This window comes from Candidatus Thiothrix phosphatis (assembly GCF_035668035.1).
Lineage (GTDB): Bacteria > Pseudomonadota > Gammaproteobacteria > Thiotrichales > Thiotrichaceae > Thiothrix > Thiothrix phosphatis.
On the sequence record NZ_JAYMYJ010000136.1, the window covers coordinates 1 to 23,661 of the forward strand.

General features: G+C 56.7%; 22 protein-coding genes. 8 read left to right on the forward strand and 14 right to left on the reverse strand.

From position 1 onward, the window contains the following. The first annotated feature begins 186 nt into the window (after window positions 1-186). Window positions 187-819, forward strand: coding sequence for a response regulator (locus VSS37_RS15865; protein ID WP_324696773.1), 633 nt, complete (start codon window positions 187-189; stop codon window positions 817-819). Between the two features lie 33 nt (window positions 820-852). Here VSS37_RS15865 and VSS37_RS15870 read toward each other — a convergent pair whose 3' ends face one another. The 3 genes from VSS37_RS15870 to nirB are packed head-to-tail and all read right to left on the reverse strand — an operon-like array spanning window position 853 to window position 6,292. Next, window positions 853-3,510 carry a molybdopterin-dependent oxidoreductase gene (locus VSS37_RS15870; RefSeq protein ID WP_324696774.1) on the reverse strand — a complete coding sequence of 886 codons (2,658 nt, stop codon included), beginning with the start codon at window positions 3,508-3,510 and terminating at the stop codon, window positions 853-855. Window positions 3,511-3,514: 4 nt separating this feature from the next. Further along, window positions 3,515-3,826, reverse strand: coding sequence for a nitrite reductase small subunit NirD (nirD, locus tag VSS37_RS15875; protein ID WP_324696776.1), 312 nt, complete (start codon window positions 3,824-3,826; stop codon window positions 3,515-3,517). A gap of 30 nt (window positions 3,827-3,856) precedes the next feature. Next, entirely contained in the window at window positions 3,857-6,292 is a 2,436-nt protein-coding gene (gene nirB, locus VSS37_RS15880; RefSeq protein ID WP_324696777.1) for a nitrite reductase large subunit NirB, read from the reverse strand. Window positions 6,293-6,714: 422 nt separating this feature from the next. On the opposite strand from nirB, the gene VSS37_RS15885 reads away from it, so the two are divergent. From VSS37_RS15885 to VSS37_RS15900, 4 genes are all read left to right on the forward strand, one after another. Further along, window positions 6,715-7,002, forward strand: a complete 288-nt coding sequence (locus tag VSS37_RS15885) for a BrnT family toxin (RefSeq protein WP_324696779.1) — start codon at window positions 6,715-6,717, stop codon at window positions 7,000-7,002. Beyond that, window positions 6,999-7,226: a CopG family antitoxin gene (locus VSS37_RS15890; protein WP_324696781.1), complete on the forward strand. Its 228-nt coding sequence runs from the start codon at window positions 6,999-7,001 to the stop codon at window positions 7,224-7,226. The genes VSS37_RS15885 and VSS37_RS15890 overlap by 4 nt, the downstream gene beginning before the upstream one ends. Before the next feature lie 464 nt (window positions 7,227-7,690). Then, on the forward strand, window positions 7,691-9,163 hold the full coding sequence (locus VSS37_RS15895; protein WP_324696782.1) for an MFS transporter: 1,473 nt from the start codon (window positions 7,691-7,693) through the stop codon (window positions 9,161-9,163). 14 nt (window positions 9,164-9,177) lie between these two features. Then, the gene (locus VSS37_RS15900; protein ID WP_324696783.1) at window positions 9,178-10,899 is read left to right on the forward strand and encodes a bifunctional protein-serine/threonine kinase/phosphatase; all 1,722 of its coding nucleotides are present in this window, start codon (window positions 9,178-9,180) and stop codon (window positions 10,897-10,899) included. Between the two features lie 12 nt (window positions 10,900-10,911). Here VSS37_RS15900 and VSS37_RS15905 read toward each other — a convergent pair whose 3' ends face one another. The 10 genes from VSS37_RS15905 to VSS37_RS15950 all read right to left on the reverse strand — a co-directional run bounded on the left by VSS37_RS15905 (window position 10,912) and on the right by VSS37_RS15950 (window position 20,943). After that, window positions 10,912-12,090 (reverse strand): CmpA/NrtA family ABC transporter substrate-binding protein, encoded by a 1,179-nt coding sequence (locus VSS37_RS15905; protein WP_324696858.1) that lies wholly within the window; start codon window positions 12,088-12,090, stop codon window positions 10,912-10,914. Beyond that, the gene (locus VSS37_RS15910) at window positions 12,090-12,674 is read right to left on the reverse strand and encodes an ANTAR domain-containing response regulator (protein WP_324696785.1); all 585 of its coding nucleotides are present in this window, start codon (window positions 12,672-12,674) and stop codon (window positions 12,090-12,092) included. Before VSS37_RS15910 ends, VSS37_RS15905 begins: the two co-directional genes overlap by 1 nt. A gap of 99 nt (window positions 12,675-12,773) precedes the next feature. Then, the gene (locus VSS37_RS15915; protein WP_324696787.1) at window positions 12,774-14,033 is read right to left on the reverse strand and encodes a 6-phosphofructokinase; all 1,260 of its coding nucleotides are present in this window, start codon (window positions 14,031-14,033) and stop codon (window positions 12,774-12,776) included. Between the two features lie 44 nt (window positions 14,034-14,077). Next, a complete protein-coding gene (locus VSS37_RS15920) occupies window positions 14,078-14,434 on the reverse strand; it encodes a hypothetical protein (RefSeq protein WP_324696788.1) in 357 nt (118 codons plus the stop codon). 21 nt (window positions 14,435-14,455) lie between these two features. Then, the gene (locus VSS37_RS15925) at window positions 14,456-14,965 is read right to left on the reverse strand and encodes an FKBP-type peptidyl-prolyl cis-trans isomerase (protein WP_324696790.1); all 510 of its coding nucleotides are present in this window, start codon (window positions 14,963-14,965) and stop codon (window positions 14,456-14,458) included. A gap of 65 nt (window positions 14,966-15,030) precedes the next feature. Further along, complete coding sequence (adk, locus tag VSS37_RS15930) at window positions 15,031-15,684, reverse strand: adenylate kinase (RefSeq protein ID WP_324696792.1); 654 nt, start codon at window positions 15,682-15,684, stop codon at window positions 15,031-15,033. Window positions 15,685-15,798: 114 nt separating this feature from the next. After that, window positions 15,799-17,832, reverse strand: a complete 2,034-nt coding sequence (gene aprA / locus VSS37_RS15935) for an adenylyl-sulfate reductase subunit alpha (protein WP_324696793.1) — start codon at window positions 17,830-17,832, stop codon at window positions 15,799-15,801. Between the two features lie 55 nt (window positions 17,833-17,887). Beyond that, complete coding sequence (gene aprB / locus VSS37_RS15940) at window positions 17,888-18,358, reverse strand: adenylyl-sulfate reductase subunit beta (RefSeq protein WP_324696795.1); 471 nt, start codon at window positions 18,356-18,358, stop codon at window positions 17,888-17,890. A gap of 120 nt (window positions 18,359-18,478) precedes the next feature. Then, a complete protein-coding gene (gene sat / locus VSS37_RS15945; protein ID WP_324696796.1) occupies window positions 18,479-19,690 on the reverse strand; it encodes a sulfate adenylyltransferase in 1,212 nt (403 codons plus the stop codon). Between the two features lie 293 nt (window positions 19,691-19,983). Next, window positions 19,984-20,943, reverse strand: coding sequence for an MBL fold metallo-hydrolase (locus tag VSS37_RS15950; protein ID WP_324696798.1), 960 nt, complete (start codon window positions 20,941-20,943; stop codon window positions 19,984-19,986). 135 nt (window positions 20,944-21,078) lie between these two features. Between VSS37_RS15950 and VSS37_RS15955 the strand changes: the two genes are divergently transcribed. Genes VSS37_RS15955 through VSS37_RS15965 form a run of 3 tightly spaced genes read left to right on the forward strand, consistent with a single transcriptional unit; the run spans window position 21,079 to window position 23,251 of the window. Then, on the forward strand, window positions 21,079-21,660 hold the full coding sequence (locus tag VSS37_RS15955; protein ID WP_324696800.1) for a thioredoxin family protein: 582 nt from the start codon (window positions 21,079-21,081) through the stop codon (window positions 21,658-21,660). Window positions 21,661-21,665: 5 nt separating this feature from the next. Continuing rightward, window positions 21,666-23,024, forward strand: coding sequence for a prephenate-dependent tRNA uridine(34) hydroxylase TrhP (trhP, locus tag VSS37_RS15960; RefSeq protein WP_324696801.1), 1,359 nt, complete (start codon window positions 21,666-21,668; stop codon window positions 23,022-23,024). Continuing rightward, the gene (locus tag VSS37_RS15965) at window positions 23,024-23,251 is read left to right on the forward strand and encodes a hypothetical protein (RefSeq protein ID WP_324696802.1); all 228 of its coding nucleotides are present in this window, start codon (window positions 23,024-23,026) and stop codon (window positions 23,249-23,251) included. Before trhP ends, VSS37_RS15965 begins: the two co-directional genes overlap by 1 nt. Before the next feature lie 9 nt (window positions 23,252-23,260). Here VSS37_RS15965 and VSS37_RS15970 read toward each other — a convergent pair whose 3' ends face one another. Continuing rightward, the gene (locus VSS37_RS15970) at window positions 23,261-23,587 is read right to left on the reverse strand and encodes a DUF3301 domain-containing protein (RefSeq protein WP_324696803.1); all 327 of its coding nucleotides are present in this window, start codon (window positions 23,585-23,587) and stop codon (window positions 23,261-23,263) included. Between the last annotated feature and the right edge of the window lie 74 nt (window positions 23,588-23,661).

Here is a 23,661-nt window from a genome sequence, read left to right on the forward strand (position 1 = left end):
CCCCGGCTCAGGAAGGCATTAGGGCAATGAAGCCCCTTCATTTCGATCCCCACCAGACACAAACCACTTACCCATCTTCATCCACCACAACTGGTTGCGGGCAATTCCTGGATTCGCAGGCAAACATGGATGCAATTTCAGAAGTTTGCGGCATAATCCATTCTAGATGACACAAACTAAACGCCATTGACGTTTAGCGGTAAAATCCATAAAAAAACACCTTGGAGGCTGACGCGATATGACCCTTTTGAGGCGTTCGCCCAATCAGACCGATCGCTGGACCGCAGCCGTGGCGGGCTGGGGCTGGGGCTTTCGGTCGCCAAAGGCCTGCTTGAAATGCACGAAGGGACGATAGCAGCGGCCAGCGCAGGCAACGGGCAAGGCACCGAAATCACCTTCCAATTGCCGTGTGAAGCCGAGTTGCCCGCGCTGACGCAGGCCACAGCCCCCCAGCCAGCCGGAAAACAGGTGCGCATCCTCATTGTCGAGGACAACCTGGACGCCGCCGAGAGCTTGCGCACATTGCTCGAACTGAGCGGTTACGACGTGACCGTCGCCTTTACCGGGTTGAGCGGGGTGGAAGCGGCCAGGACTGTGCGCCCCGACATCGTGCTCTGCGACATCGGCTTGCCGGAAATGGACGGTTTCGCCGTCGCCCGCGCCCTGCGCCACACCCCGGAAACAGCCGCCGCCCGGCTCATCGCCGTCACCGGCTACGCCGCGAATGACGACCGGCAGCAAACCCGTGAGGCCGGTTTTGATGTCCATCTGGTCAAGCCGGTTGACCCCGAAGTGCTCCTGGGGCATCTGGCGGCCTAAGCGCGGAACAGACGGCAATGGCAAACCAGCGGCTTACGCGGGCAGGCAGGTCGCCAGCACCGCGCCCAGTTCCGGCAGGCAAGAACCGCAGTTGGTTCCGGCTTGCAGGCAACGCCCGATGTCCTCCACCGTTGTCAGCCCCTGCTCCGCAATGGCCTTGCGGATGGTCTTTTCCCCAACATTGAAGCAAGCGCAGACAGTGCGCCCCCGGTCTTCCCCCGCCACCGCCGGTTTGCCTGTCAGCAGGCTGGCGCGTTCGGCAGGCGGCAAGGCTTCCTGCACAAACAGGCCCGCCAGCCAGTCACGCGGCGGCAACCATGCGGCGGAAGGGCTGATGAACAGGCAGCTTTCCAGCCGGTCACCGACAAAACGGGCGGCGCGGTACGTGTTGCGTTTGGTGTCCTGGTACTCCGCCCAATTCACATCGCCACCCTGCTGGCAGAGCAACCCACGGGCGAATGTTGCCCAGTCCGCAACCGGGGCACTGCCTGCAAGCTCATAGCGCCAGGCCTGTTCCACCCGTGCGCAAGACCAAAACTCAGCCGCCACCGCCAGCTTGCGCCGTGAAAGCAGGAAGCCATGCCAGCGGGCCGCAAATGGCGCAATCGCCACCGTCGCATGCTTGGCTTCCGGCTGCCCGGAAAGCGGGTCAGTCACCGCCGGGACCAACATGCCGACCCTGGCCGCACTGCCGAACTGGTCGCTCCAGTGCATCGGCACAAACAGGCTGCCGCGCTGCTGGTCACGGCTGGTTTTCACCCGCACCAAAATTTCGCCCAATGCGTTATGGATGCGGGCAATATCGCCTGCCTGCAAGCCCTGGTCACGGGCATCGCATGGGTGGATTTCCACCGTCGGCTCGCTGCTATGCGCCGACAAACGTGCGGAAATGCCGGTGCGGGTCAAGGTATGCCAATGGTCGCGCACCCGCCCGGTGTTCAATACAAACGGGTGTTCAGGGGTGCGGATGGACTGTGGCGGACGCGGTTGCACACTGATGAATTGCGCCTTGCCGGAAGCTGTAAAAAAACGGCCATCGGCAAACAGGCGCGGGGTTCCCTGACCTGCTGCATCCAACGGCCATTGGGTTGGCTCCAGGGCATCGTATTCCGCTATGCCCAAGTTTTGCCATGCGCCGATGTCAAAACAGCGTGTGCCATTATTTTCAAAGGCGGAAAGCGCGGCATGTTCACAGAAGATTTCATGCGCGGACTGGTACGGGAAATATGCGCCGAAGCCCATCGCCCGCGCCACGGCGGTGATGATTTCCCAGTCCTGCCTTGCTTCGCCTGGAACCGGCAGGAAAGGCCGCTGACGGGAAATGGTGCGGTCGGTATTGGTGACCGCGCCATTGCGTTCGCCCCAGGTCAAGGCAGGCAGACGGATGTGCGCCCTATCGACCGTATCGGTATGGCGCACACAGTCTGACACGACCACACACTCACACATCTCTAATGCCTCACGCACCCGGCCCGAATCCGGCAGGCTGACAACCGGGTTGGTCGCCATGATCCAAACCGCTTTGACCTTGCCATCATGGATAGCCTCAAACAGATCCACCGCTTTCAGGCCGGGCTTGCCCGCCATGCGGGGCGCTTGCCAAAAACGTTGCACCAGCTCACGGTGTTGCGGGTTGCCGATTTCCATATGTGCGGCGAGCTGGTTGGCCAAGCCGCCGACTTCGCGCCCGCCCATGGCGTTGGGTTGCCCCGTGAAAGAAAACGGCCCCATGCCCGGCTTGCCGATACGCCCGGTCAGCAGGTGACAATTGATAAGCGCATTGCCTTTATCCACACCGCTGGAAGACTGGTTGACGCCTTGCGAAAAAACCGTCACCACCTTTTCGCAGGTGGCAAACAGGTGGAAAAAGCGCTGCACCGCTTCAATATCGAGATTGCACTGTTCTGCGACGGACTTTGCATCCGGCGCGCTGTTTCTTGCCGCTTCCAGTGCGGCTTTGAGACCCTCGGTGGACTGTGCAACGAATTCCGTCGCAATACGCCCGTCCGCCACCAACCATGCCAGCAAACCGTTGAACAGAATGGCATCCGTCCCCGGCGCAAGCCCCAAATGCAGGTCAGCAAGGTCTGCCGTCTGGGTGCGGCGCGGGTCAATGGTCACGACCTGCAAGGCCGGGTTGGCCTTTTTCGCCTTGACCATGCGCTGGTACAAAACGGGGTGGCACCAAGCGGTATTGCTGCCAACCAGCACAATCAGCTCGGCCTGTTCCAGGTCTTCGTAACTGCACGGCACCAAATCTTCCCCGAACGCCCGCTTGTGCGCCGCCACCGCCGAAGACATGCACAGCCGCGAATTGGTGTCGATATTGGCCGAGCCGATGCAGCCTTTCATCAGTTTGTTGGCAACGTAATAATCTTCGGTCAGCAACTGGCCGGAAACGTAGAAAGCCACCGCATCCGGCCCGTGTTCCGCAATAATGCCCTGGAAACGGCTGGCAACGGTTTGGATAGCGTCATCCCAACTGACGCGCTGCCCGTCGATTTCGGGAAAAAGCAAGCGCTCAGGGTGGTCGAGCGTTTCCGCCAGCGCCGTGCCTTTGGAACACAAACGGCCAAGATTGGCGGGGTGTTCCGGGTCAGGTTTGACGCTGAAACTACCGTTGGCGTCCTGTTGCACCAGTACGCCGCAGCCGACGCCACAGTAGGGGCAGGTGGTTCGGGTTGTTTTCATGAGCTTAATCCAGATTCAGGTAGACCTTTCCTGCTTCCACTTTCGTAGCAAATACATTGGTGCAGCCTTCATCCGGCCCCAGCGCATGGCCGCTGGCAAGGTCAATCTTCCAGTTGTGCAGCGGGCAGGTGACGGTGGAACCGTGCATGATGCCCTGCGACAACGGGCCATTCTTGTGCGGGCAGGCATCGCGGATGGCGTATACCTGATCATCCCGGCCACGGAACACGGCAATATCCATGTCACGGGTTTTAACCACGCGGGAACCCAGCAGCGGGATATTGCTCAACTCAACGACTTCAATCCACTTGGACATAATCTGTTTCTCCAACTCTCTGTGATGGGGTTACGCGATGGTGATCGGGGTGAACTCATTGGCTTCCGCGCCTTCGGCACGTTGCTTCCACGGGTCAACCTGGGCTGGTTGTTGCGAAATCAGGAAGCGTTCGTACAAGGCTTTGCGCTGTTCCGCGTCTTCCATCACCTTCTTGACCTTGTCCAGGCCGACACGCTCGACCCACGGGGCGGTGCGCTCCAGATAGTGCGCGTCTTCGCGGTAGAACTGGCAGAAAGCCGCGCTGTATTCCAGCACCTCTTCCTCGGTTTCCACCTTGCACAGCAAGTCGGTGACGCGCACCTTGATCCCGCCATTGCCGCCGATGTGCAGCTCATAGCCGGAATCCACACACACCACACCGAAATCCTTGATGGTCGCTTCCGCACAGTTACGCGGGCAGCCGGAAACCGCCATCTTGAACTTGTGCGGCATCCACGAGCCCCAGGTCAGCTCTTCCAGCTTCACGCCCAGGCCGGTGGAATCCTGCGTACCGAAACGGCACCAGGAACTGCCAACACAGGTTTTGACGGTACGCAGCGCCTTGCCGTAAGCATGGCCGGACACGAAACCAGCTTCGGTCAAATCCTTCCACATGGCGGGCAGTTGTTCCTTTTTCACGCCGAACATGTCGATACGTTGGCCGCCGGTGACTTTCATTTCCGGCACTTCGTACTTGTCGGCAACATCGGCAATCGCACGCAATTGCTGCGGCGTGCACATGCCGCCGAACATGCGCGGAACGACCGAATAGGTGCCGTCTTTCTGGATATTGCCGTGGGCACGTTCGTTGATGAAACGGGATTGTGCATCGTCCTGGTATTCATTTGGCCAGGCGCACAGCAGGTAGTAGTTGAGCGAGTTACGGCAGCTGGGGCAGCCATCCGGCGTCGTCCATTCGAAGTGGTCGCGCACCGCCTGCATGGTTTTCAGGCCATGCTGAAGGATACCGGCGCGCACCTGGTCGTGAGTGGCATCCGTACATTTGCACAAGGGTTTGCTGGTTGGCGTCTTGTTGTAATCGCCGCCGACAGTATGCGCCAACAGCGATTCGACCAGCCCAGTACAGGAGCCGCAGGAAGCGGAAGCCTTGGTATGGGCACGCACGTCATCCAGCGTGAAAAGCTTTTTTTCGGTGATCGCCTTGACGATGTCGCCCTTGCAGACGCCGTTACAACCGCAAATTTCAGCATCATCCGGCAAGGAAGCCACGCGGGTTTCCGGGTTGTGGCCGGAATCGCCCAGATGCGCCTGCCCGAACAGCAGCGTGTCGCGGAAGGCGGAAATGTCGGTGCCATCCTTCATCAACTGGAAGTACCAACTGCCATCCACAGTGTCGCCGTACAGCACTGCGCCTTTGATCTGGTTGTCCTGCAAGACGATTTTCTTGTAAGTCCCCGCCCCTGCATCCTTGAACACAATGTCTTCGGTCTTGTCATTGCCGATGAAGTCACCAGCGGAGAACAGCTCGATCCCGGTCACTTTCAGCTTGGTGGAAGTCACTGTGCCTTCGTAGCGGGCAATGCCGTATTTCGCCAGATGGTTGGCCGCGACCTTGGCCTGATCGAACAATGGCGCAACCAAGCCGTAAGCAATCCCGCGATGCTGCACGCATTCACCGATGGCGTAGACTTTCGGGTCGGTAATGGTCTGCATGGTGTCGCTGACCACGATGCCGCGCTCGCAGTGCAAACCAGCGGATTTGGCCAGCGCGATATTGGGCTTGATGCCCACGGCCATGACCACCAAATCGGCCTCGATTTCAGTGCCGTTTTTGAAACGCAGGCCGGTGACACGCTCTTCGCCAAGGATTTCGGCAGTGTTATGTTCCATCAGGAATTTCATGCCGCGCTCTTCCAGCGACTTTTGCAGCATTTGTGCGGCTGGCTTGTCGAGCTGGCGCTCCATCAGGATGTCAGGCAGGTGGATGACAGTTACATCCATGCCCTGCTTGATCAGGCCATTGGCAGCCTCCAGCCCCAACAAACCGCCGCCGATGACAGCGGCTTTCTTGTAACGGCGGGAAGCATCCAGCATGGCGTCCACGTCCTTGATGTCGCGGAAACCAGTCACCCCCTGCTTGTCTGCGCCCGGTAATGGCAGGATGAACGGCACGGAACCGGTCGCAATGATCAGGCGATCATACTTGGCAACGGTTCCATCAGCGGCAATCACTTCACGGCGCGCACGGTTGATTTGCTCGACCTTCTTGCCCTTGTGCAAGGTGATGTTGTTTTCCACGTACCAGTTTTCATCGTTGAGCATGATCTGCTCGATGGTCTTTTCGCTGGCGAGTACCGGCGACAGCATGATGCGGTTGTAGTTACCGTAAGGCTCTTCGCCAAACACCGTGATGTTGTAATGATCCGGGGCAAGCTTGAGCACTTCCTCAAGGGTACGTACACCCGCCATCCCGTTGCCGATCAGCACCAAATTTTCTTTCAGCATTTTTGCTTCTCCTGAAAACAAAAAAGCCCTGAATCTCCGGGCCGTTTTCAGGCTTGAGATTCAGGGCTTCGTTACCCGTTGGTTGTCATCACGCGACGGTGCGTGGGGTCGCTGCGGATGGTCGCCGTTGACCGGTGGGCAGCAAGTGAAATTTGCTCTGCAAAACTTGTGCCAATAGCAAATCCCAGCGAAATCGGGCTTTTTCAGGGGAAAACGGCTAAACCCACGCTCCACCTTGGGGAATAAATGCCAATCCTGCATCGCTATAGGGCAAAACGGGAGGAACAGGCAGGCTTCAGGCTCACGTTTGAGTTTTCCATATATGAAAATCATGGATGGGTACTTTTCAACAACCCAAGCTAGAGCGCGCCACACGAAGTTGACCAGCTTGACAAGCCACATCACGTACATACAATGTAACGATGATACGGTTTGAATGGGATACCAAAAAAGCAGCAGTTAACCTAAAAAAGCATGGCATCTCCTTTGAGGAGGCACGATCAGTTTTCTATGATGAATTTGCTGTCCAATTTTACGACGATGGTCATTCAGATAACGAAGATCGATTTTTGATGCTTGGTTTGAGCCGTGAATCCAACATATTGCTTGTTTGCCATTGTGAACGTGATGATGGTCAAACCATCAGAATCATCTCCGCCCGCAAAGCCACCAAGAATGAGCGCAAACTTTACAAAGGTAGCACGTCATGAAAGCAGAATATGATTTATCAAAAATGAAGTCCCGTAAGAATCCTTACGCCCAGAAATTAAAAAAGTCAGTGACTATACGTTTAGGTGAAGATGTCGTTGATTACTTCAAAAACATGGCTGAAGAATCGGGTGTCCCGTATCAGAGCCTGATCAACCTTTATCTACGTGATTGTGTCCGGCAACATCGAAAAATTGATATTTCGTGGATGCCAAACCAAGCTTGAAAAAATCAAAGACCAACTGGCTTACCCCGCAAATAGTGGATCACGCTAAAAAGCAAGGATTCCTTCCAACCGGTCTACCCCACGAATAATGCACTGCACCAAAATAGCGAACAATTACCTATCAAGGTGCATGCCAATTTTTTCGAAAAATCATAACTATCTGTTTTTATTGGATACAAGACATGGCACGATAATTGCCTGAATACCCACAGGCAGTCAACGGCGACTGCCCTTAAAGTGACTCCTCCTACCCTGTGCAGTGCTGCGCAGGATTTTGGGTAAAGATGCCCTGGTTTACTGTTGGTTCCTCTCCTCCCCAACAGTAGCCAGGGCTTTTTTTTTGGCCACAGAAAAGGTTTTTCACCATGTGAAATGTATTTCGGTCGAAACCATGACCAGTCCACAGACGCCAGGATTCCCCTTATTTTTTGTATTTGTTATGTTTTTTTATGAGGTGATGCACTATGAGCAGCAACCCTTCTGAAAAGTTCAACTTACTGGACTTTTCCAAAGCCAATATCCGCACCCTGCATCTGGGGTGGTTCGCGTTCTTCGTCAGCTTCATGGTGTGGTTTGCCCATGCCCCGCTGATGCCCTTTATCCGTGAGTCACTGCAACTGACTGACCTGCAAGCCAAGCTGTTGCTGACCCTGAACATTGCCCTCACCATTCCCGCGCGGATCGTGGTGGGGATGATGGTTGACCGCTTTGGGCCGCGCATCATGTTTGCCGGGATTCTGGTTTTAGGCGGGGTCATCAGCATTTTCTTTGCGATGGCACAGGACTACCAACAACTGGCGTTGACACGCTTGCTGGCGGGCATGGTTGGCGCGGGTTTCGTGGTCGGCATCCGCCTGATCGGGGAATGGTTCCCAGCACGCCAAACCGGCATTGCCCAAGGCATCTACGGCGGCTGGGGCAACTTCGGTTCTGCGGGTTCCGCTTGGTTATTGCCGATTATCGCCACCACCATCGGGGCAGAATTTGGCTGGCGGGCAGCAATTATCATCACCGGCATCATCTCCATTGTTTACGGTTTGATCTACTACTGGCGTGTACGTAATACCCCGAAAGGCTCCACCTACTTCAAACCGAAAAAGACCGGCGCACTGGAAGTCACCAGCGGTTTCGACCTCGTGCTGTACATGATCATGAATATCCCCATGTACGCAGCGTTGGCGATGCTGGCGGGCAAACTGGCCCCTGGCCTGATTTCCGTTGAAGCCGTCAACGTGATTGATGGCATCCTGGCCGCGACTTACCTGTTCCAAGCGTGGAAAATCTGGGAATTGAACAAGCACATCCTGAAAGAGCCCGTGCCAGAACTGCAACGTTATTCATTCGCCCAGGTGGCCATCCTGGACTTGGCGTACATGGTCACCTTCGGCACGGAACTGGCTGTCGTTTCCATGCTGCCCATGTTCTACGTCGACATGTTTGGCCTGGATAAAGTGACGGCGGGCTTGCTGGCGGGTTCTTACGCTTTCATCAATCTGGTGGCGCGCCCCATGGGTGGCCTGATCAGTGACAAGTTTGGGCGCAAGATCACCCTGTTGATCGTGTTCATCGGCATCGGCGCAAGCTTCATGCTGCTGGGGCAGGTCAGCAAGGAATGGTCAGTGCTGATGGTGATCGCGGCGGCCACGCTGGGCGGCATCTTCTCCAAAGCCGGTTCCGGCGCGGTTTACGCCATGGTGCCCTTGATCCAGCGCCGCCTGACCGGGCAGATCGCGGGGATGGCGGGCGCTTACGGCAATGTGGGCGGTGTCGTGTTCCTGACCGTCTTGGCCAGCACCAACCCGCAAATCTTCTTCATGACCATTGGCGGCACGGCATTATTGGTGCTGGCATTCGTTGCCGTATTCCTGCGTGAACCCAGTGGCACCATGACCGAGGTGTTGCCGGATGGCACGGTACAGATGATTGAGCTGAAATAAGCACGGGGATCGCCATGAGCCAGAATCTCGCCATTACCCTCGGACAGCATTCCATTGCCGGAACCAAACCCGACAATGACGACTTCTACGGGGCCATCACACCCCAAGGCAATGCCCTGGACAGCAAGGGCATCGCCGTGGTCATTGCTGACGGGGTAAGCGCGAGCGAAGGCGGCAAGGAAGCCAGCCAAGTGGCGGTCAAACAATTCCTCAGCGATTATTACAGCACACCGGATTCCTGGACGGTCAAGACGGCCATCAATAAGGTGGTGGGCGCGTTGAACCTCTGGCTATGCAGCCAGGGGCAACGCCAGTACGGCGGGACAGGCGGCATGTCAACCACCTTCAGTTGCCTGATCCTCAAGTCGCATACCGCGTATCTTGCGCACGTCGGCGACAGCCGCATCTATCGCTGGCAAGGCGGCAAGCTGGAATGCCTGAGCAAGGATCACCGGGTGCACTTCAGCGGGGAACGCTCCTACCTGACCCGCGCCCTGGGGCTGGACACCAGCCTGGAAATGGATTTCCGTGTGCTGGAATTACAGCAGGATGATGTCTTTATCCTGAGCACCGATGGTGTGCATGACGTATTGCCGGATGCTTATCTCGCTGAATTGCTGCGCCAGCATGGCCATGACCCACAACAGTGCGCCGAACACCTGGTGGAAACCGCCTTGCAGGCAGGCAGCCAGGACAATATCACCTGCCAGGTCGTGCGCATCGGGCAACTGCCTGAAGTCAACCGCGAGGAATTCTACCAACAGCTTGGCAGGCTACCCTTCCCGCCTGACCTGAAGGCCGGGCAAACGCTGGATGGCTACCGGATCCTGCGGGAGTTGAACGCCACTTCGCGCAGCCAGGTTTATCTGGCGGAAGACACCCTGGAAGCCGGAAACAAGGTCGTCATCAAGACCCCCTCGCAGAATTTCAACGATGACCCCGCGTATATTGACCTGTTTTTGCACGAGGAATGGGTTGCCCGCCGTTTGAACTCCCCCCACCTGATCAAATTGCACGACACTGGCCAACGGCAACAGACGTTTCTCTACAGCGTGGTGGAATACGTTGAAGGGCAAACCCTGCGCCAGTGGATGCGGGACAACCCTGACCCCAGCGTCACCCAGGTGCGGGCAACGGTTGACCAGATCGCCCGAGGCCTGCGCGCCATGCACCGGCTGGAAATGATCCACCAGGACTTGAAGCCGGACAATATCCTGATCGACCAGCACAACACCCTGAAAATCATTGATTTTGGCTCCACCCGCATTGCGGGCCTGCTGGAAATCCAGAGCGTGCTGCAACACAACCATATTGTCGGCACCGCCAGTTACTCCGCCCCGGAATATTTCAAGGGAGCACGCGGCACCAACCGTTCGGATATTTTTTCGCTGGGTGTGATCGCCTACGAAATGTTCACCGGCCAGTTGCCGTTTGGGGAAATCGAACCGGAGCGGGCGCACAAAAAGAAATTCCAATATACCTCGGCCTGCCTGCACAACCCCAAAGTGCCGGAATGGGTGGATGCAGCCCTGGAAAAGGCGGCGCACCCTAACCCAAACAAACGCTACGATTTGCTATCCGAATTTGTCGCCGATTTAACCAAGCCAAATGACAGCCTGCTGGCATCCAGGCAAAACCGCCCGTTGCTGGAGCGCAACCCGTTGCTGTTCTGGAAATGGCTGGCGGCGCTGGAAGCAGTGGGCATCCTGCTGTTGGCGTACCAATTGCTCCACTAGCGCGCCCTTTTGCTACCCGCCCCTGAGCTGGGGCAACGCAATATGGTTGCTGCCCATCGCAATCGGCTGGCTGGCTTCATGCAACACCCATGGCGTCGTGCAATCCAGCATGGGGATTTCATCGCCAGTAGGATAAGGGTAGCCCAGCGCATCCGCCGCCTGCCGGTAGAGTTCAGTCCGGTAAACGCTGGCCAGCAAGGCGTTTTCATCGGCGACTGGCTCGGCAAGCTGGCCCGCCGCCAGCATCTGGCGCAGGAAATAGCGCCCATGCGAACGCCAGGGGAAGTTGGCGGCATAACGGGCAAACACATTGAAATCGGGCAGGAAACGCTCCGGCTCATCGGCAGCGTAGCGGTAACGCCCCAGCAGCGGCGCACGGATCAGCTCCAGCGGGACATCCAGATACTGCGGACACGCCAGCATTTCCGCCAGCTTGGCCCGGTTGTGCCGGTCATCCGCCCAGACCGCCGCTTCCAACAGCGCCTTGACCAGCGCCAGATGCAGTTGGGGATTGGCTTCCGCCCAAGCCTGGGTGACGCCCACCACTTTTTCCGGGCCGTTATGCCATAGGCCATAGCTGCTGACGGCGACGCAACCCACACCGCGCTGCACGGCGGCCTGATTCCAGGGTTCGCCCGCACAATAACCGTCAATTTCCCCAGCCGTCAGCGCACTGACCATCTGCGACGGCGGGATCACCCGGACTTCGACATCTTGGCCGATTTCCAGCCCACCATCCTGCAACCAGGCGCGCAACAGATAGTAATGCTGGGAAAAGGGGTAAACGCAGCCCAACACCAGCTTGCGCTGCGGCCCGCGCCCCAGCAGCGCCTTGAGTCCGGTGGCGCGCAGCGGGCTGGTGTGCAGGTATTCGGGAAAGTGGGTGCGCACACCCTGCATCAATGCGCTGGAAAGGGTAATCGCGCTGCCGTTCAGGCCAATGCTGACAGCGGTCTGCATGGGGATGCCCAGGCCGTCGATGCCGAGGGTGGCCGCCAGCGGCATCGGGGCCAGCATGTGGGCGGCATCCAGTTCGCCAAACGCCACCCGGTCGCGGATATTCGCCCACGACACTTCCCGCTGGAGCGTGACGTTCAGGCCGTATTTCTCAAAAAAACCGCGTTCCTGTGCCGCCACCAAGACGGCGCAATCCGTCAGCGGCAGGAAACCGATGCGCAAATCCTGCTTCATCACGGTTTGCCCCCCAACAATGCCATGGCGGCGACGAAGTTGCGGGCAGCCTCGCCGATTTTCATATTGCGGTCCATCGCCATCTTGCGCAGGAGCTGGTACGCCTCCTCCTCCGTCAAATTGCGGTGCTGCATGAGGATGCCCTTGGCCTTGTCCACGTCTTTACGGTCTTGCAGGCGAGTTTTGTAATCTTCCAGCTCATCTTTAAGTTTCTGGTGTTCCTGGAAACGGGCGATGGCGACTTCCAGCACCGACTTCAGGCGTTTGCCAGGCAAGTCATCCACGATGTAGGCGCTGACCCCGGCGCTAATGGCGGCGCGGGTGGTGTCGAGGTCGCTTTGTTCGGCGAAAAACACGATGGGCTTGGGGATTTCCTTGCTGACGGTGCGCAACGACTCCAGGGTGTCGCGGTCAGGGCTCTGCATGTCGATCAGGATAATATCGGGCTGGTGCTGACGCACGGCGGCCAGCAGGTTTTCATCCTGGGCGATACGGACTGTATGGATATAACCCGCCTGATGCAGGGCAATTTCGAGGCTGTCGGAACGTTCCGGGTCGTTGTCGACCAACATGAGCTTGTGCATGGACACCATTCAAGCAAAACCAGATGGCAGTAATATGCAAATCTTGCGCCACAGGCAGGGAAAACTCCCCCTGCCTTGCACAGGGGGAGCGCAGCGGAATTACAGCTCGAACGCGGGCAGTTTTTTCCCAACCAGCTGATGTTTGAGCGTCACGTATTTCGGCATGCCGTTTTCGTATGGCGGATAGTCTTCGCCTTCGATCAACGGTTGCAGATAATCGCGGCAGGCTTCGGTAATGCCGTAGCCGTCTGCGCTGATGTATTCCATCGGCATCATCTTTTCGACATTGGCGATGTCTTTCAGCTCACCGGAACCAATGTGCCACTTGTAAGGCTTGTTGGAGTCGCGGATAACTGCTGGCATAACGGAGTTTTTGCCTTCCAGCGCCAGCTCAACCGCCGCTTTGCCCAAGGCGTAAGCCTGTTCCACGTCGGACTTGGAAGACAGGTGGCGCGCCGCACGTTGCAGGTAGTCAGCCACCGCCCAGTGGAATTTGTAACCCAGCGCATCCTTGATCATGTTGGCGACAACCGGGGCCGCGCCACCCAGTTGCGCATGGCCGAAGGAGTCACGGGTGCCCTGTTCCGCCAGGAATTTGCCGTCAGGATAATGGCAGCCTTCGGAAACGACGATGGAGCAATAGCCGTACTGTTTCACCTTGGCGTCGACTGCCGCCAGGAATTTTTCCTGATTGAACTCCACTTCAGGGAACAGGATCACGACCGGAATATCGTTGTCGGCATCAGCCGCCAGACCGCCTGCGGCGGCAATCCAGCCTGCATGACGGCCCATGACTTCGAGCACGAAAATCTTGGTGGAAGTGGCGCACATGGAAGCCACGTCATAGCTGGCTTCGCGGGTGGAAACCGCGATGTATTTGGCGACGGAACCGAAACCAGGGCAGTTGTCCGTCACCGGCAGGTCATTGTCGACGGTTTTCGGCACATGCACCGCCTGGATCGGGAAACCCATGGCGTCAGACAGTTGGGAAACTTTCAGGCAGGTATCGGCGGAATCGCCACCACCATTGTAGAAGAAGTAACCGATGTCATGCGCCTTGAAAACTTCGATCAGGCGTTCATATTCGCGCTTGTTCTTTTCCAGGCTTTTCATCTTGTAGCGGCAGGAACCAAACGCGCCGGAGGGGGTATGGCGCAGCGCCGCCACATCCGCATCGGAAATCTTGCTGGTGTCGATCAGGTTTTCCAGCAAGGCACCGATGATGCCGTTCTGGCCAGCGTAAACCGTGCCGATTTTGTCTTTGTGCTGGCGCGCGGTTTCGAGCACACCGCAGGCCGAAGCATTGATGACGGCGGTCACGCCGCCGGATTGTGCGTAAAAGGCATTCTTGACGGTCATATCACAAACTCCTCTATGCGATCTCTCATATCTAACGTGTGGATTTAAGCTGTCGGAAAATTCTTTTTGCGCTCGCTCTCATGGTCAGCCTGCAAACGCAGCAGGTAGAGCACGCAGTCACCCAAATCGGCATATTCGTCAATGCCCGTTCCAAAGCGGTCTTTGACGGAATAGAAAAACTGTGAGCGGTAGCGGCTTTCACCGCTCTTGGCGAGGACAAACTGACAATCTTCGTGCTCCCAGTACATTGCGGGGCAGGCAGTCAGCTCGCGGTCAGCAGGGGACAAACGGATTTCGACTTCGACTTCTTCGGCTGTCACTTTGCCCTTGCCCCAACGTTCATCGATGGTCTGCTGGATGATGTGCTTTTCGAGGTCGGTCAGGTCAGGGATTTTGGCCATAATACTTGCTGCTTCTGGTTGTCAGTGCATGGTTGCGCCCGGATCAGCACCCGGAGCCCCAGATGGGATGCCATAACGCATTTCTTCCGCTGTGGCGTCGCGCACCGCCAGCACCTTGACGTGGAACTTCATGGTTTGCCCCGCGAACGGGTGGTTGCCATCCAGCGTGACGGATTCACGGGTGACGCTGGTGATGCGGAATGTCTTGGTGTCGCCGCTTTCATTTTGGAACTGGACTTCCTCACCTACCCGGCGGAAGGGAGGCGGCACATTGTCAGTGGCTTCGGTAAAGATGAGGCTGGGGTCAGATTCACCCCAGGAACCAACGGTTGGCGGGACATCCGCCGCAACCTGATCACCGGCACCGCAACCGACCAACGCCTGTTCCACGCTGTCATACAAACGGTTGTGCATCATGAACACCATGTTGAGCGGAAGGTCCACCTGTTCAACCACCTGGCCACTTTCATCGGTGATGAAGTAGCTGAACTGGACAACCTTGCCTGCACTGATTTTGTTGGGGGAAGCCATTACAATTCCTGTCACTGAATGTGGATGTGGGGCATCGGAGTGAAACCCCGCACCCCACCAAAATCTTAACCCAATGCCGCGAAAATCTGGTCGCGGATTTCATCAACCTTGCCAATGCCCTCGATCCGGATGTAGCGCGGCGCTTTGGCGTCGCCGGAAGCCACCCAGTCAGAGTAGTACTTGATCAGCGGGGCAGTCTGGGAATGGTAAACCTCCAGACGCTTCAAAACGGTTTCTTCCTTGTCATCATCACGCTGGATCAGGTCTTCGCCAGTTTCGTCGTCCTTGCCTGCAACCTTTGGCGGGTTGAACACAACGTGATAAGTGCGGCCCGAAGCCACATGCACGCGACGGCCACTCATGCGGCGCACGATTTCCGCATCATCAACCGCAATTTCCACCACTGCATCAATGTCAACCCCTTGGGTTTTCAGCGCGTCGGCCTGCGCCAATGTGCGGGGGAAACCGTCAAACAGGAAGCCGTTCTTGCAATCGTCTTCCTGAATGCGCTCCTTGACCAAACCGAGAATGATGCCGTCAGAAACCAGCCCGCCCGCATCCATGACTTTTTTGGCCTCAACACCCAGCGGGGTGCCAGCCTTGACAGCCGCGCGGAGCATATCGCCCGTGGAAATTTGCGGAATGCTGTATTTTTCTTTGATGAAACCGGCTTGTGTCCCCTTGCCTGCACCAGGACCACCCAACAGGATGATTTTCATAAAATAACTCCTCCATAAAATTTTTAACTGTGGGCAAAAATCAGGGCATCCTAAGATGCCCTGATCTTGGCCTAGACCGATGTTACGGCCTAGTGCTGTTGTAAGGCAACCCGCTTAGTGGGCGGCAGGCTTAAACAGCTTGGATTTATCAACCAGATCCTTATGGGCGCGTTTGAACACCGTCCAGGTCTTGGTATTTTTGTCGTAAACGGAGTTAACGAAGCAGTGCCAATTTTCTTCATCAACGTAGTTGTGGTCAGTGCGGTAGTAGAAGCCAGGGTAACGTGACTCTTCACGGAACTGGATATGCTTCATGTGGGCTTCCGCCGTCAGGATACGGTGGTAGTTTTCCCACGCACGCAGCAGTTCGTGCAGGTCTTTCGCACGCATCTTCAGCGCATCTTCTTTCAGCATGCCCAGTTTTTCTTCCGCAATGCCCAGCATGATGCCATTGGTGTTGTAGTAAGTGGCAACACCTGCAACATACTCGTCCATGATTTTTTGCAGACGGAACTGCAACATGCGAGGCGTGATGTAGTGCGGGTTCACATCAATCGCGGTGGTGTAGTCCTTGTGCTCCATAAAGGTGCGGACTGGACGGTAGATTTCTTCCACCAGCGAGTCGACGGAAGTGTCCAGCTCAGGTTTCCAGTCCTTGTTGTCGATGACGAACTTGACCATTGACTGAGCCGCCAGACGGCCTTCAGTGTGGGAGCCGGAAGAGAACTTGTGGCCAGATGCGCCCACGCCGTCACCTGCGGTGAACAGGCCCTTGACGGTGGTCATGCCACGGTAACCCCAGTTCCAGCCTTGTGGCAGGTGAGCCGGGATTTTGTCCTTCTCAGGATGCTCTTCAGTGGTTGGCGCGCCAACGTCGTCAGGGCCTGAAGCCCAGATGCCACAGCAACCGGAGTGTGAACCCAGCAGGTAAGGTTCGGTTGGCATCAGCTCAGAGTTTTTCTTCTCTGGCTCAACGTTCTCACCCACCCAGATACCGCATTGGCCGACGCACATGTCGAGGAAGTCTTCCCACGCTTCTGCTTCCAGGTGTTTGACTTCACGAGGAGACAGGGTTTCACGCAGTTTGGCAAGGGCGGTGACGGTATCCATGTAGATAGGCCCGCGACCTTCCTTCATTTCCTTCAGCATCAGGTGGTTACGCAAGCAAGAAGCTGGAACCGCAGCTTGGCCGTATGGAGGGTAGTCATTCAGCAGCTCTTTGTTTTTCTGCATGTAGACTTCGCCGTAAGCATTGGTTGCCTGAGCTTTGAACAGCAGGAACCATGCGCCGACAGGGCCGTAACCGTCTTTGAAACGTGCCGGAACGAAGCGGTTTTCCATCATGGTCAGTTCGGCACCGGCTTCAGCAGCCATGGTGTAGGTGGAGCCTGCGTTCCATACCGGATACCATGCACGGCCTTGGCCTTCACCAACGGAACGTGGACGGAAGATGTTTACGCAACCACCGGCCACCAGCAGGCAAGCCTTGAATTTGTAAACATAAACTTTGTCTTCACGCACGGAGAAGCCAACCGCGCCAGCCACACGGTTTTTGTCATTGGCGTCGTTGACCAGCTTGACGATGAAAACACGTTCCTGGATGTTGTCGGAACCCAGCGCTTTCTTGGCGGCTTCAGCAACGATCCATTTGTAGGATTCGCCGTTGATCATGATCTGCCATTTACCGGAACGGACAGGTTTGCCGCCGTCTTTCAGCAGTTTGCCGCCTTCTTTTGGCCAAGTTGCGCCGTCAACGCGCTCGCCATTGTCCAGTGTTTTCCAAATGGGCAGACCCCATTCTTCGAACAGGTGGACGGAATCGTCAACGTTACGGCCCAGGTCATACGCCAGGTCGTCACGGGTGATGCCCATCAGGTCGTTGGAAACCATGCGGGCGTAGTCCGCTGGGTCTTGCTCGGAACCGATGTAGGTGTTGATCGCGGACAGACCTTGCGCAACCGCGCCAGAACGGTCCATCGCCGCCTTGTCCACCAGCTTGACTTTAATGTCAACGCCAGCTTCTTCTTTCGCCGCCTGAATCCACGGCATGATTTCGTATGCAGCACCGCAAGCCGCCATACCACCGCCGATGAGGAGGATGTCCACTTCTTCCTGGACAACCTCTGGATTACCAAATGTACCTGCCATTTGTCTTTCCTCAATAATCTAAATCGTTAAAAATGAAGCGTTTGTCAAGCAAGCATCACTTGCAGATCAGCTCGTCAGGGTTGCCAGAGCGGTAGCCGCCCATCACTTCGCGGGTCAGCAGCGCCTTGCCCAGATTGGCCAAGGTTGCTTTTGGCTTGCCGCCGTAGCAGTCGATGGAACCTTCCGGCGTGGTGCGGATCGGGAATTTGAAACGCTTCATGGTGCCGTTACGGAATTTGATGGACCACATGATGGAGTCTTGGCCGCGCAGAGGCTGCACAGAACCACCGAGAGGCACGACGTCAGCATAATGGCGCGCTTCGATAGCGTTCTGAGGGCAGATTTTGACGCAGGAATAGCATTCCCAGCACTGGTCTGGCTCCTGGTTGTAGGCGCGCATGGCGTGGCCAGTGGCGGAACCGTCCACATCCAGCTTCATCAGGTCGTGCGGGCAGATGTACATGCAAGCGGTGCGGTCACCACCTTTGCAGCCATCGCATTTGTCAGTACGTACAAACGTAGGCATTGTGTAACTCCTTCAAAACAAGTTGTATTGCTACATTACGGTTACAGAACTCAACCAGCGGCGGTGCGGCCCCTCCCCAGGAACTCACCCTGCCGCCAGAGATCACATTGCCGGACAGCCTTATTTCGCCGAATGCCCGGTCATTTTGATTTCGACCTTTTCGGTCAAGGTGGCGTAGTAAGCCTGCAACACTTTCGCCACCTCCGGACGGCTGAAGGTGGCTGGCAAATCCTCGCCGTCGGTCAGCATCTTGCGCACCTTGGTGCCAGACAACAGCACACGGTCAGCGGCTTCGTGCGGGCAGGTTTTCATGGAGGCCATGCCGCCGCATTTGTTGCACCAAAACGTCCAATCGATTTTCAGCGGCTGGGTTTCCAGCGCATCCGCCGGGATTTCGTCGAAAATATGGTGCGCGTCAAATGGGCCGTAGTAATCGCCGACACCCGCATGGTCACGCCCAACAATCAGGTGCGAACAGCCATAGTTTTGGCGGAACAGCGCATGCAGCAATGCCTCACGCGGCCCTGCATAACGCATGTCAAGCGGGTAACCGGCCTGGATGACCGTGTTTTTGACGAAATAGTTGTCGATCAGCACCTGAATGGCTTCGGAACGGACATCCGCCGGAATGTCGCCTGGTTTCAGCTTGCCCAGCAGGGAATGGACCAGCACGCCGTCGCAGATTTCCACCGCGATTTTGGCCAGATATTCGTGGGAACGGTGCATCGGGTTGCGGGTTTGGAATGCCGCGATGGTTTTCCAGCCGCGCTGATCGAACTCGGCGCGGGTTTCCGCTGGCGTCATGAATTGCTCGCCGTACTCATCCTTGAACGTGCCGGTGGAAAGCACCTTAATCGGGCCTGCCAGATTGACTTCGCCCTGATCCATCACCATCTTGACGCCTGGGTGCTCCAGATCGGTGGTCTTGTAAACCATCATGCACTCGTGCGCCTTGTCGATGGAGTACTTTTCCGTGATCCGCATGGTGGCGAGGACACCACCCTGCTCATCACTGACCAACGCGACACTGTCCCCTTCCTTCAACCCTTCAGCGGCGGCCAGATCAACAGACAACGTGATAGGAATAGGCCAGAACAAACCACTGGTCATTTTCATGCCATCACAAACGCCCGCCCAATCGGCTTTGCCCATAAAGCCCACTAGCGGCGTGAAGCCGCCGATCCCCATCATGATGATGTCGCCAGCTTCGCGGGATGATACTTGGATTTGGGGGAGAGTGGCTGCGCGAGCTTTTTCAGCTTCCAGTGCAGCGCCTTCGAGCAGCAGCGGCTTGAGTTCGCCACCGCCATGTGGTGCTACTAATTTTGACATGGGTGTGCGTGTTCCTGGTCAATAAATTATCATCTAAAGTGACCAAAGCATCACCTATTTAGTGATAGAAAATTTTCATTGGCCACTGACTTGAAATTTAGAACACGAGCACTTTATACACTTTCAGTGCATAAACCAATGCGTTTCTTTCTGTCGTATCATAAGTTAAATTTATTTTAATGAGAGATAAGCACTTATATTTCATGTATATAAGTAAATCTTGATATTCTTAATAGCAGCTCAAATACCAACCTACCCTATTGCTCGGGTATTTGCAATTCACTGAATCTAATTCATGTTTTGGCTTTTGCCCGACGTTGCAACCAGACATCCAAACCCTGTGCGTTCAATTCACCATCAACCGCCAGCAGATCCCGTATATCCCCTTCAGGCAGGGTGCTGCCATGCCCAGCTATCTCTTCAAGCCAGGTATGGAAAATTTGCTTTTTCAAGGTGCCGATGCGCCCTTCTGGTGCATTTTCTTGCTGTATTGCCAAGCGGCTGAGTGAATCGATGCTGGCACGCAATTTTGGCATCAACCCCGCCACATCCGTCACCCGCCCGTAATGCGTGAGCAACATGGCGGATGCCTGCAAGCCTTCCAGTTTGTCAAGGCTGGCATGCCACTGTTCCGGAGAAAACGCCACCGGCGTGGTCGGGGCGAAAATCCATGGCCCATTGGCGGTGTCAAACTCCCGGTAGGCAATGCCGAACGTGTCGCCGGTAAAGCAATGCCTGCTCTTGTGATCGAAAATGCAGCCATGGTGATTGGCGTGCCCAGGCGTGTCGTAAAAGCTGAGGGTGCGCCCATTGAGGTCAATGGCATAACCGTCCGCCGCCACAATCACCCGCTGCTCAGGAACCGGAACCAGTTTGCCATAATCCTGGCGGAACCCTTCCTCCCCGTACACAGCAATGGCCCCCGCCCGCAATCTGGAGGGGTCAATCATGTGTGGCGCACCTTTGGGATGGACAATCAAGGACGCATCCGGGCAACGCGCCATCAGCTCACCCGCGCCACCCGCATGATCCAAATGCACATGGGTAGGGATGACATAGCGCACATCACCGGCTGACAGGCCAAGCTCCGCCAGCACCTCCATCAGCAAGGGGATGGTGTGGAAGGTGCCGGTGTCAATAAAAGCAGCCGCATCCCCTTCCCGCACCAAATAACAGGCCGCCATCTGCGGGCGATACAAATCCGTGTCAATACAGTAAATGCCATTGCCCAAGTCCTGGTAGCGTGCCGCCATGGTTTCCCCTCCTGATAAGTCTGGATGCTGCATTGCAACAGTATACCCCGGAATGAGGATAATTGCCGCGCCTTGGGGCGATTGGCGTATAATCGTGATTCCACAGCAACACAGTCAGATTTCCAGGAGACGCCTATGGCCCGCACACCTTCTACCATGCTGGAACTGGGTACGGACGCCCCCGATTTCGCCCTGCCGGAACCTGCCACTGGCCACATCATTGCCCGCAAGGATTTCGTGGGAAAACCGTTGCTGGTCGCCTTCATCTGCAACCACTGCCCCTATGTGATCCATATTCGTGAAGCATTCGCCCATCTGGCGCAGGAATACCAGCAGCGCGGCGTCGCCGTGGTCGCCATCAACGCCAATGACGCCGCCAGTTACCCGGATGACAGCCCTGAAAACATGGCGGCGGCTGTGCAGGCGCATGGGTATGCCTTCCCTTACCTGTATGATGGGCCGCAAACGACGGCCAAGGCTTATAAAGCCGCCTGTACGCCCGATTTGTTCCTGTTTGACGAACAGCACAAGCTGTTTTACCGTGGCCAGTTTGATGACGCCCGCCCGGGAAACGCCGCGCCGGTGACCGGCCACGACTTGCGGGTGGCGCTTGACCGCCTGTTGGCGCACCAATACCCACCGGCTGACCAAAAAGCGTCGCTTGGCTGCAACATCAAATGGAAAGCTGGCAACGAACCTGATTATTACGGTGCCTGATCACAATGAAACGTCCTGAATTGCTTGCCCCAGCGGGCACCCTCAAAGCCATGCGCCACGCGTTCGCCTACGGTGCGGATGCGGTCTACGCCGGTCAGCCGCGCTATTCCCTGCGGGTGCGCAACAACGAGTTTGACCACGCCAACTTGGCGCTGGGAATCCGCGAAGCGCATGCGCAAGGCAAACAGTTTTACGTGGCGGTCAACATTTCCCCGCACAACAGCAAGCTGCGCACCTTTGTGAAAGACCTTGAGCCGGTGATCGCCATGCAGCCGGATGCGCTGATCATGGCCGACCCCGGCCTGATCATGCTGGTGCGGGAACATTGGCCGGAGATGCCGGTGCACCTTTCCGTGCAGGCCAACACCGTCAACTACGCAACGGTCAAATTCTGGCAAAATATTGGCCTGAGCCGCATCATCCTTTCCCGCGAGCTGTCGCTGGATGAAATCGCCGAAATCCGCCAGCAGTGCCCGGACATGGAGCTGGAAGTGTTTGTGCACGGCGCGCTGTGCATCGCCTATTCCGGGCGCTGCCTGCTCTCCGGCTACTTCAACCACCGCGACCCGAACCAGGGGACTTGCACCAACGCCTGCCGCTGGGAATACAAGACCACCGAGGCGGTGGAGGCAGCGGAAGGCAAATACGTGCCGAAAGAAGCTGTGTTGTCGATGGATGCTTTCAATCAGGCACAAAGCTTCGCCGCCTGCGGCAATCAGGAGCGCCACCCGCTGGCCGACAAGGTGTATTTCCTCGAAGAAACCAACCGCCCCGGCGAGCTGATGCCGGTGTTCGAAGATGAGCACGGCACCTACATCATGAACTCCAGGGATTTGCGCGCCATCGAGCATGTGCAGCGCCTGACCGAAATCGGCGTGGACTGCCTGAAGATCGAAGGCCGCACCAAGTCGCATTATTACGTCGCCCGCACGGCGCAGACCTACAAGCAGGCGATTGACGATGCGCTGGCCGGAAAGCCGTTCGACCCGCAATTGTTGGGCGTGCTGGAAAACCTTGCCAACCGGGGCTACACCGACGGTTTCTACGAACGCCATCACACCCACGAATACCAAAACTACATACAGGGAGCCTCGCAAGGCCACCAGCAACAGTTTGTGGCCGAAGCCATGCGGGTCGACCGCAGTGGTGGCTGGATCGAAGTGGACGTGAAAAACCGTTTCTGCGTAGGCGACCGGCTGGAGTTCGTCCTGCCTGGCGGCAATAACCGCGAACTCGTACTAGACTCGATGCAGACCCTGCAAGGCGACAGCATTGAGGTTGCGCCCGGCAGCGGCCACAAGGTGCGCATCCCACTGCCGCAAGGGGTGGATGCCGATATGATCCTGATCAGCCGGTTTTTGTAATGCTGCATGCTTTGGTGATCCTTGCCGCCATCCTGACCTGGATTGTGACGCAGAACATGATGTACGCCGCCATTGTGCTGGTGGTGGGTTGGGTTACGGCCTCCATCGTGGGGCGTGTTTTGCTGTGGGGATTTTACCTGCTGATTGCGGGCGGCATGATCTTGTATGGTTACGCCTATCTGACGGAACAATCCTTTATGAAACTGCTGTGGCGCATTTTGTTCTGAAACAAGCGCCTAATCATGCTGCTCAATGATGGAGCCGCTATCCGTATCCAGTTGCACCTGTTCCAACATCCGCCCGCGCAGGATCGCCCGGCCATGCCGCCGTTCCACCCCCTGTTGGCTGTATTCAAAACCGTAAATGCGCCGCAGCACCACCTGCCCGTAAGCATTGCGGGCTGGTTTCAGGCTTTCCAGCGCCACCGTTTGGTCCAGGAACTGCACATTGATTTCCCGGCAGGCGCGGATGGCGGCGGCGACCGCCCGTTCACGCGCATTCAGCGAGTCCAGCCAGAACCACACCCCCAGCGCGATTAACCCCAGTAACAGCAGATTTTCCATTCTTGCCCTTGAAAATAGTAGAATGCGCCTATTATTACGGAAACCCGCCAACAGACACAAAACCAAGAGCGTAT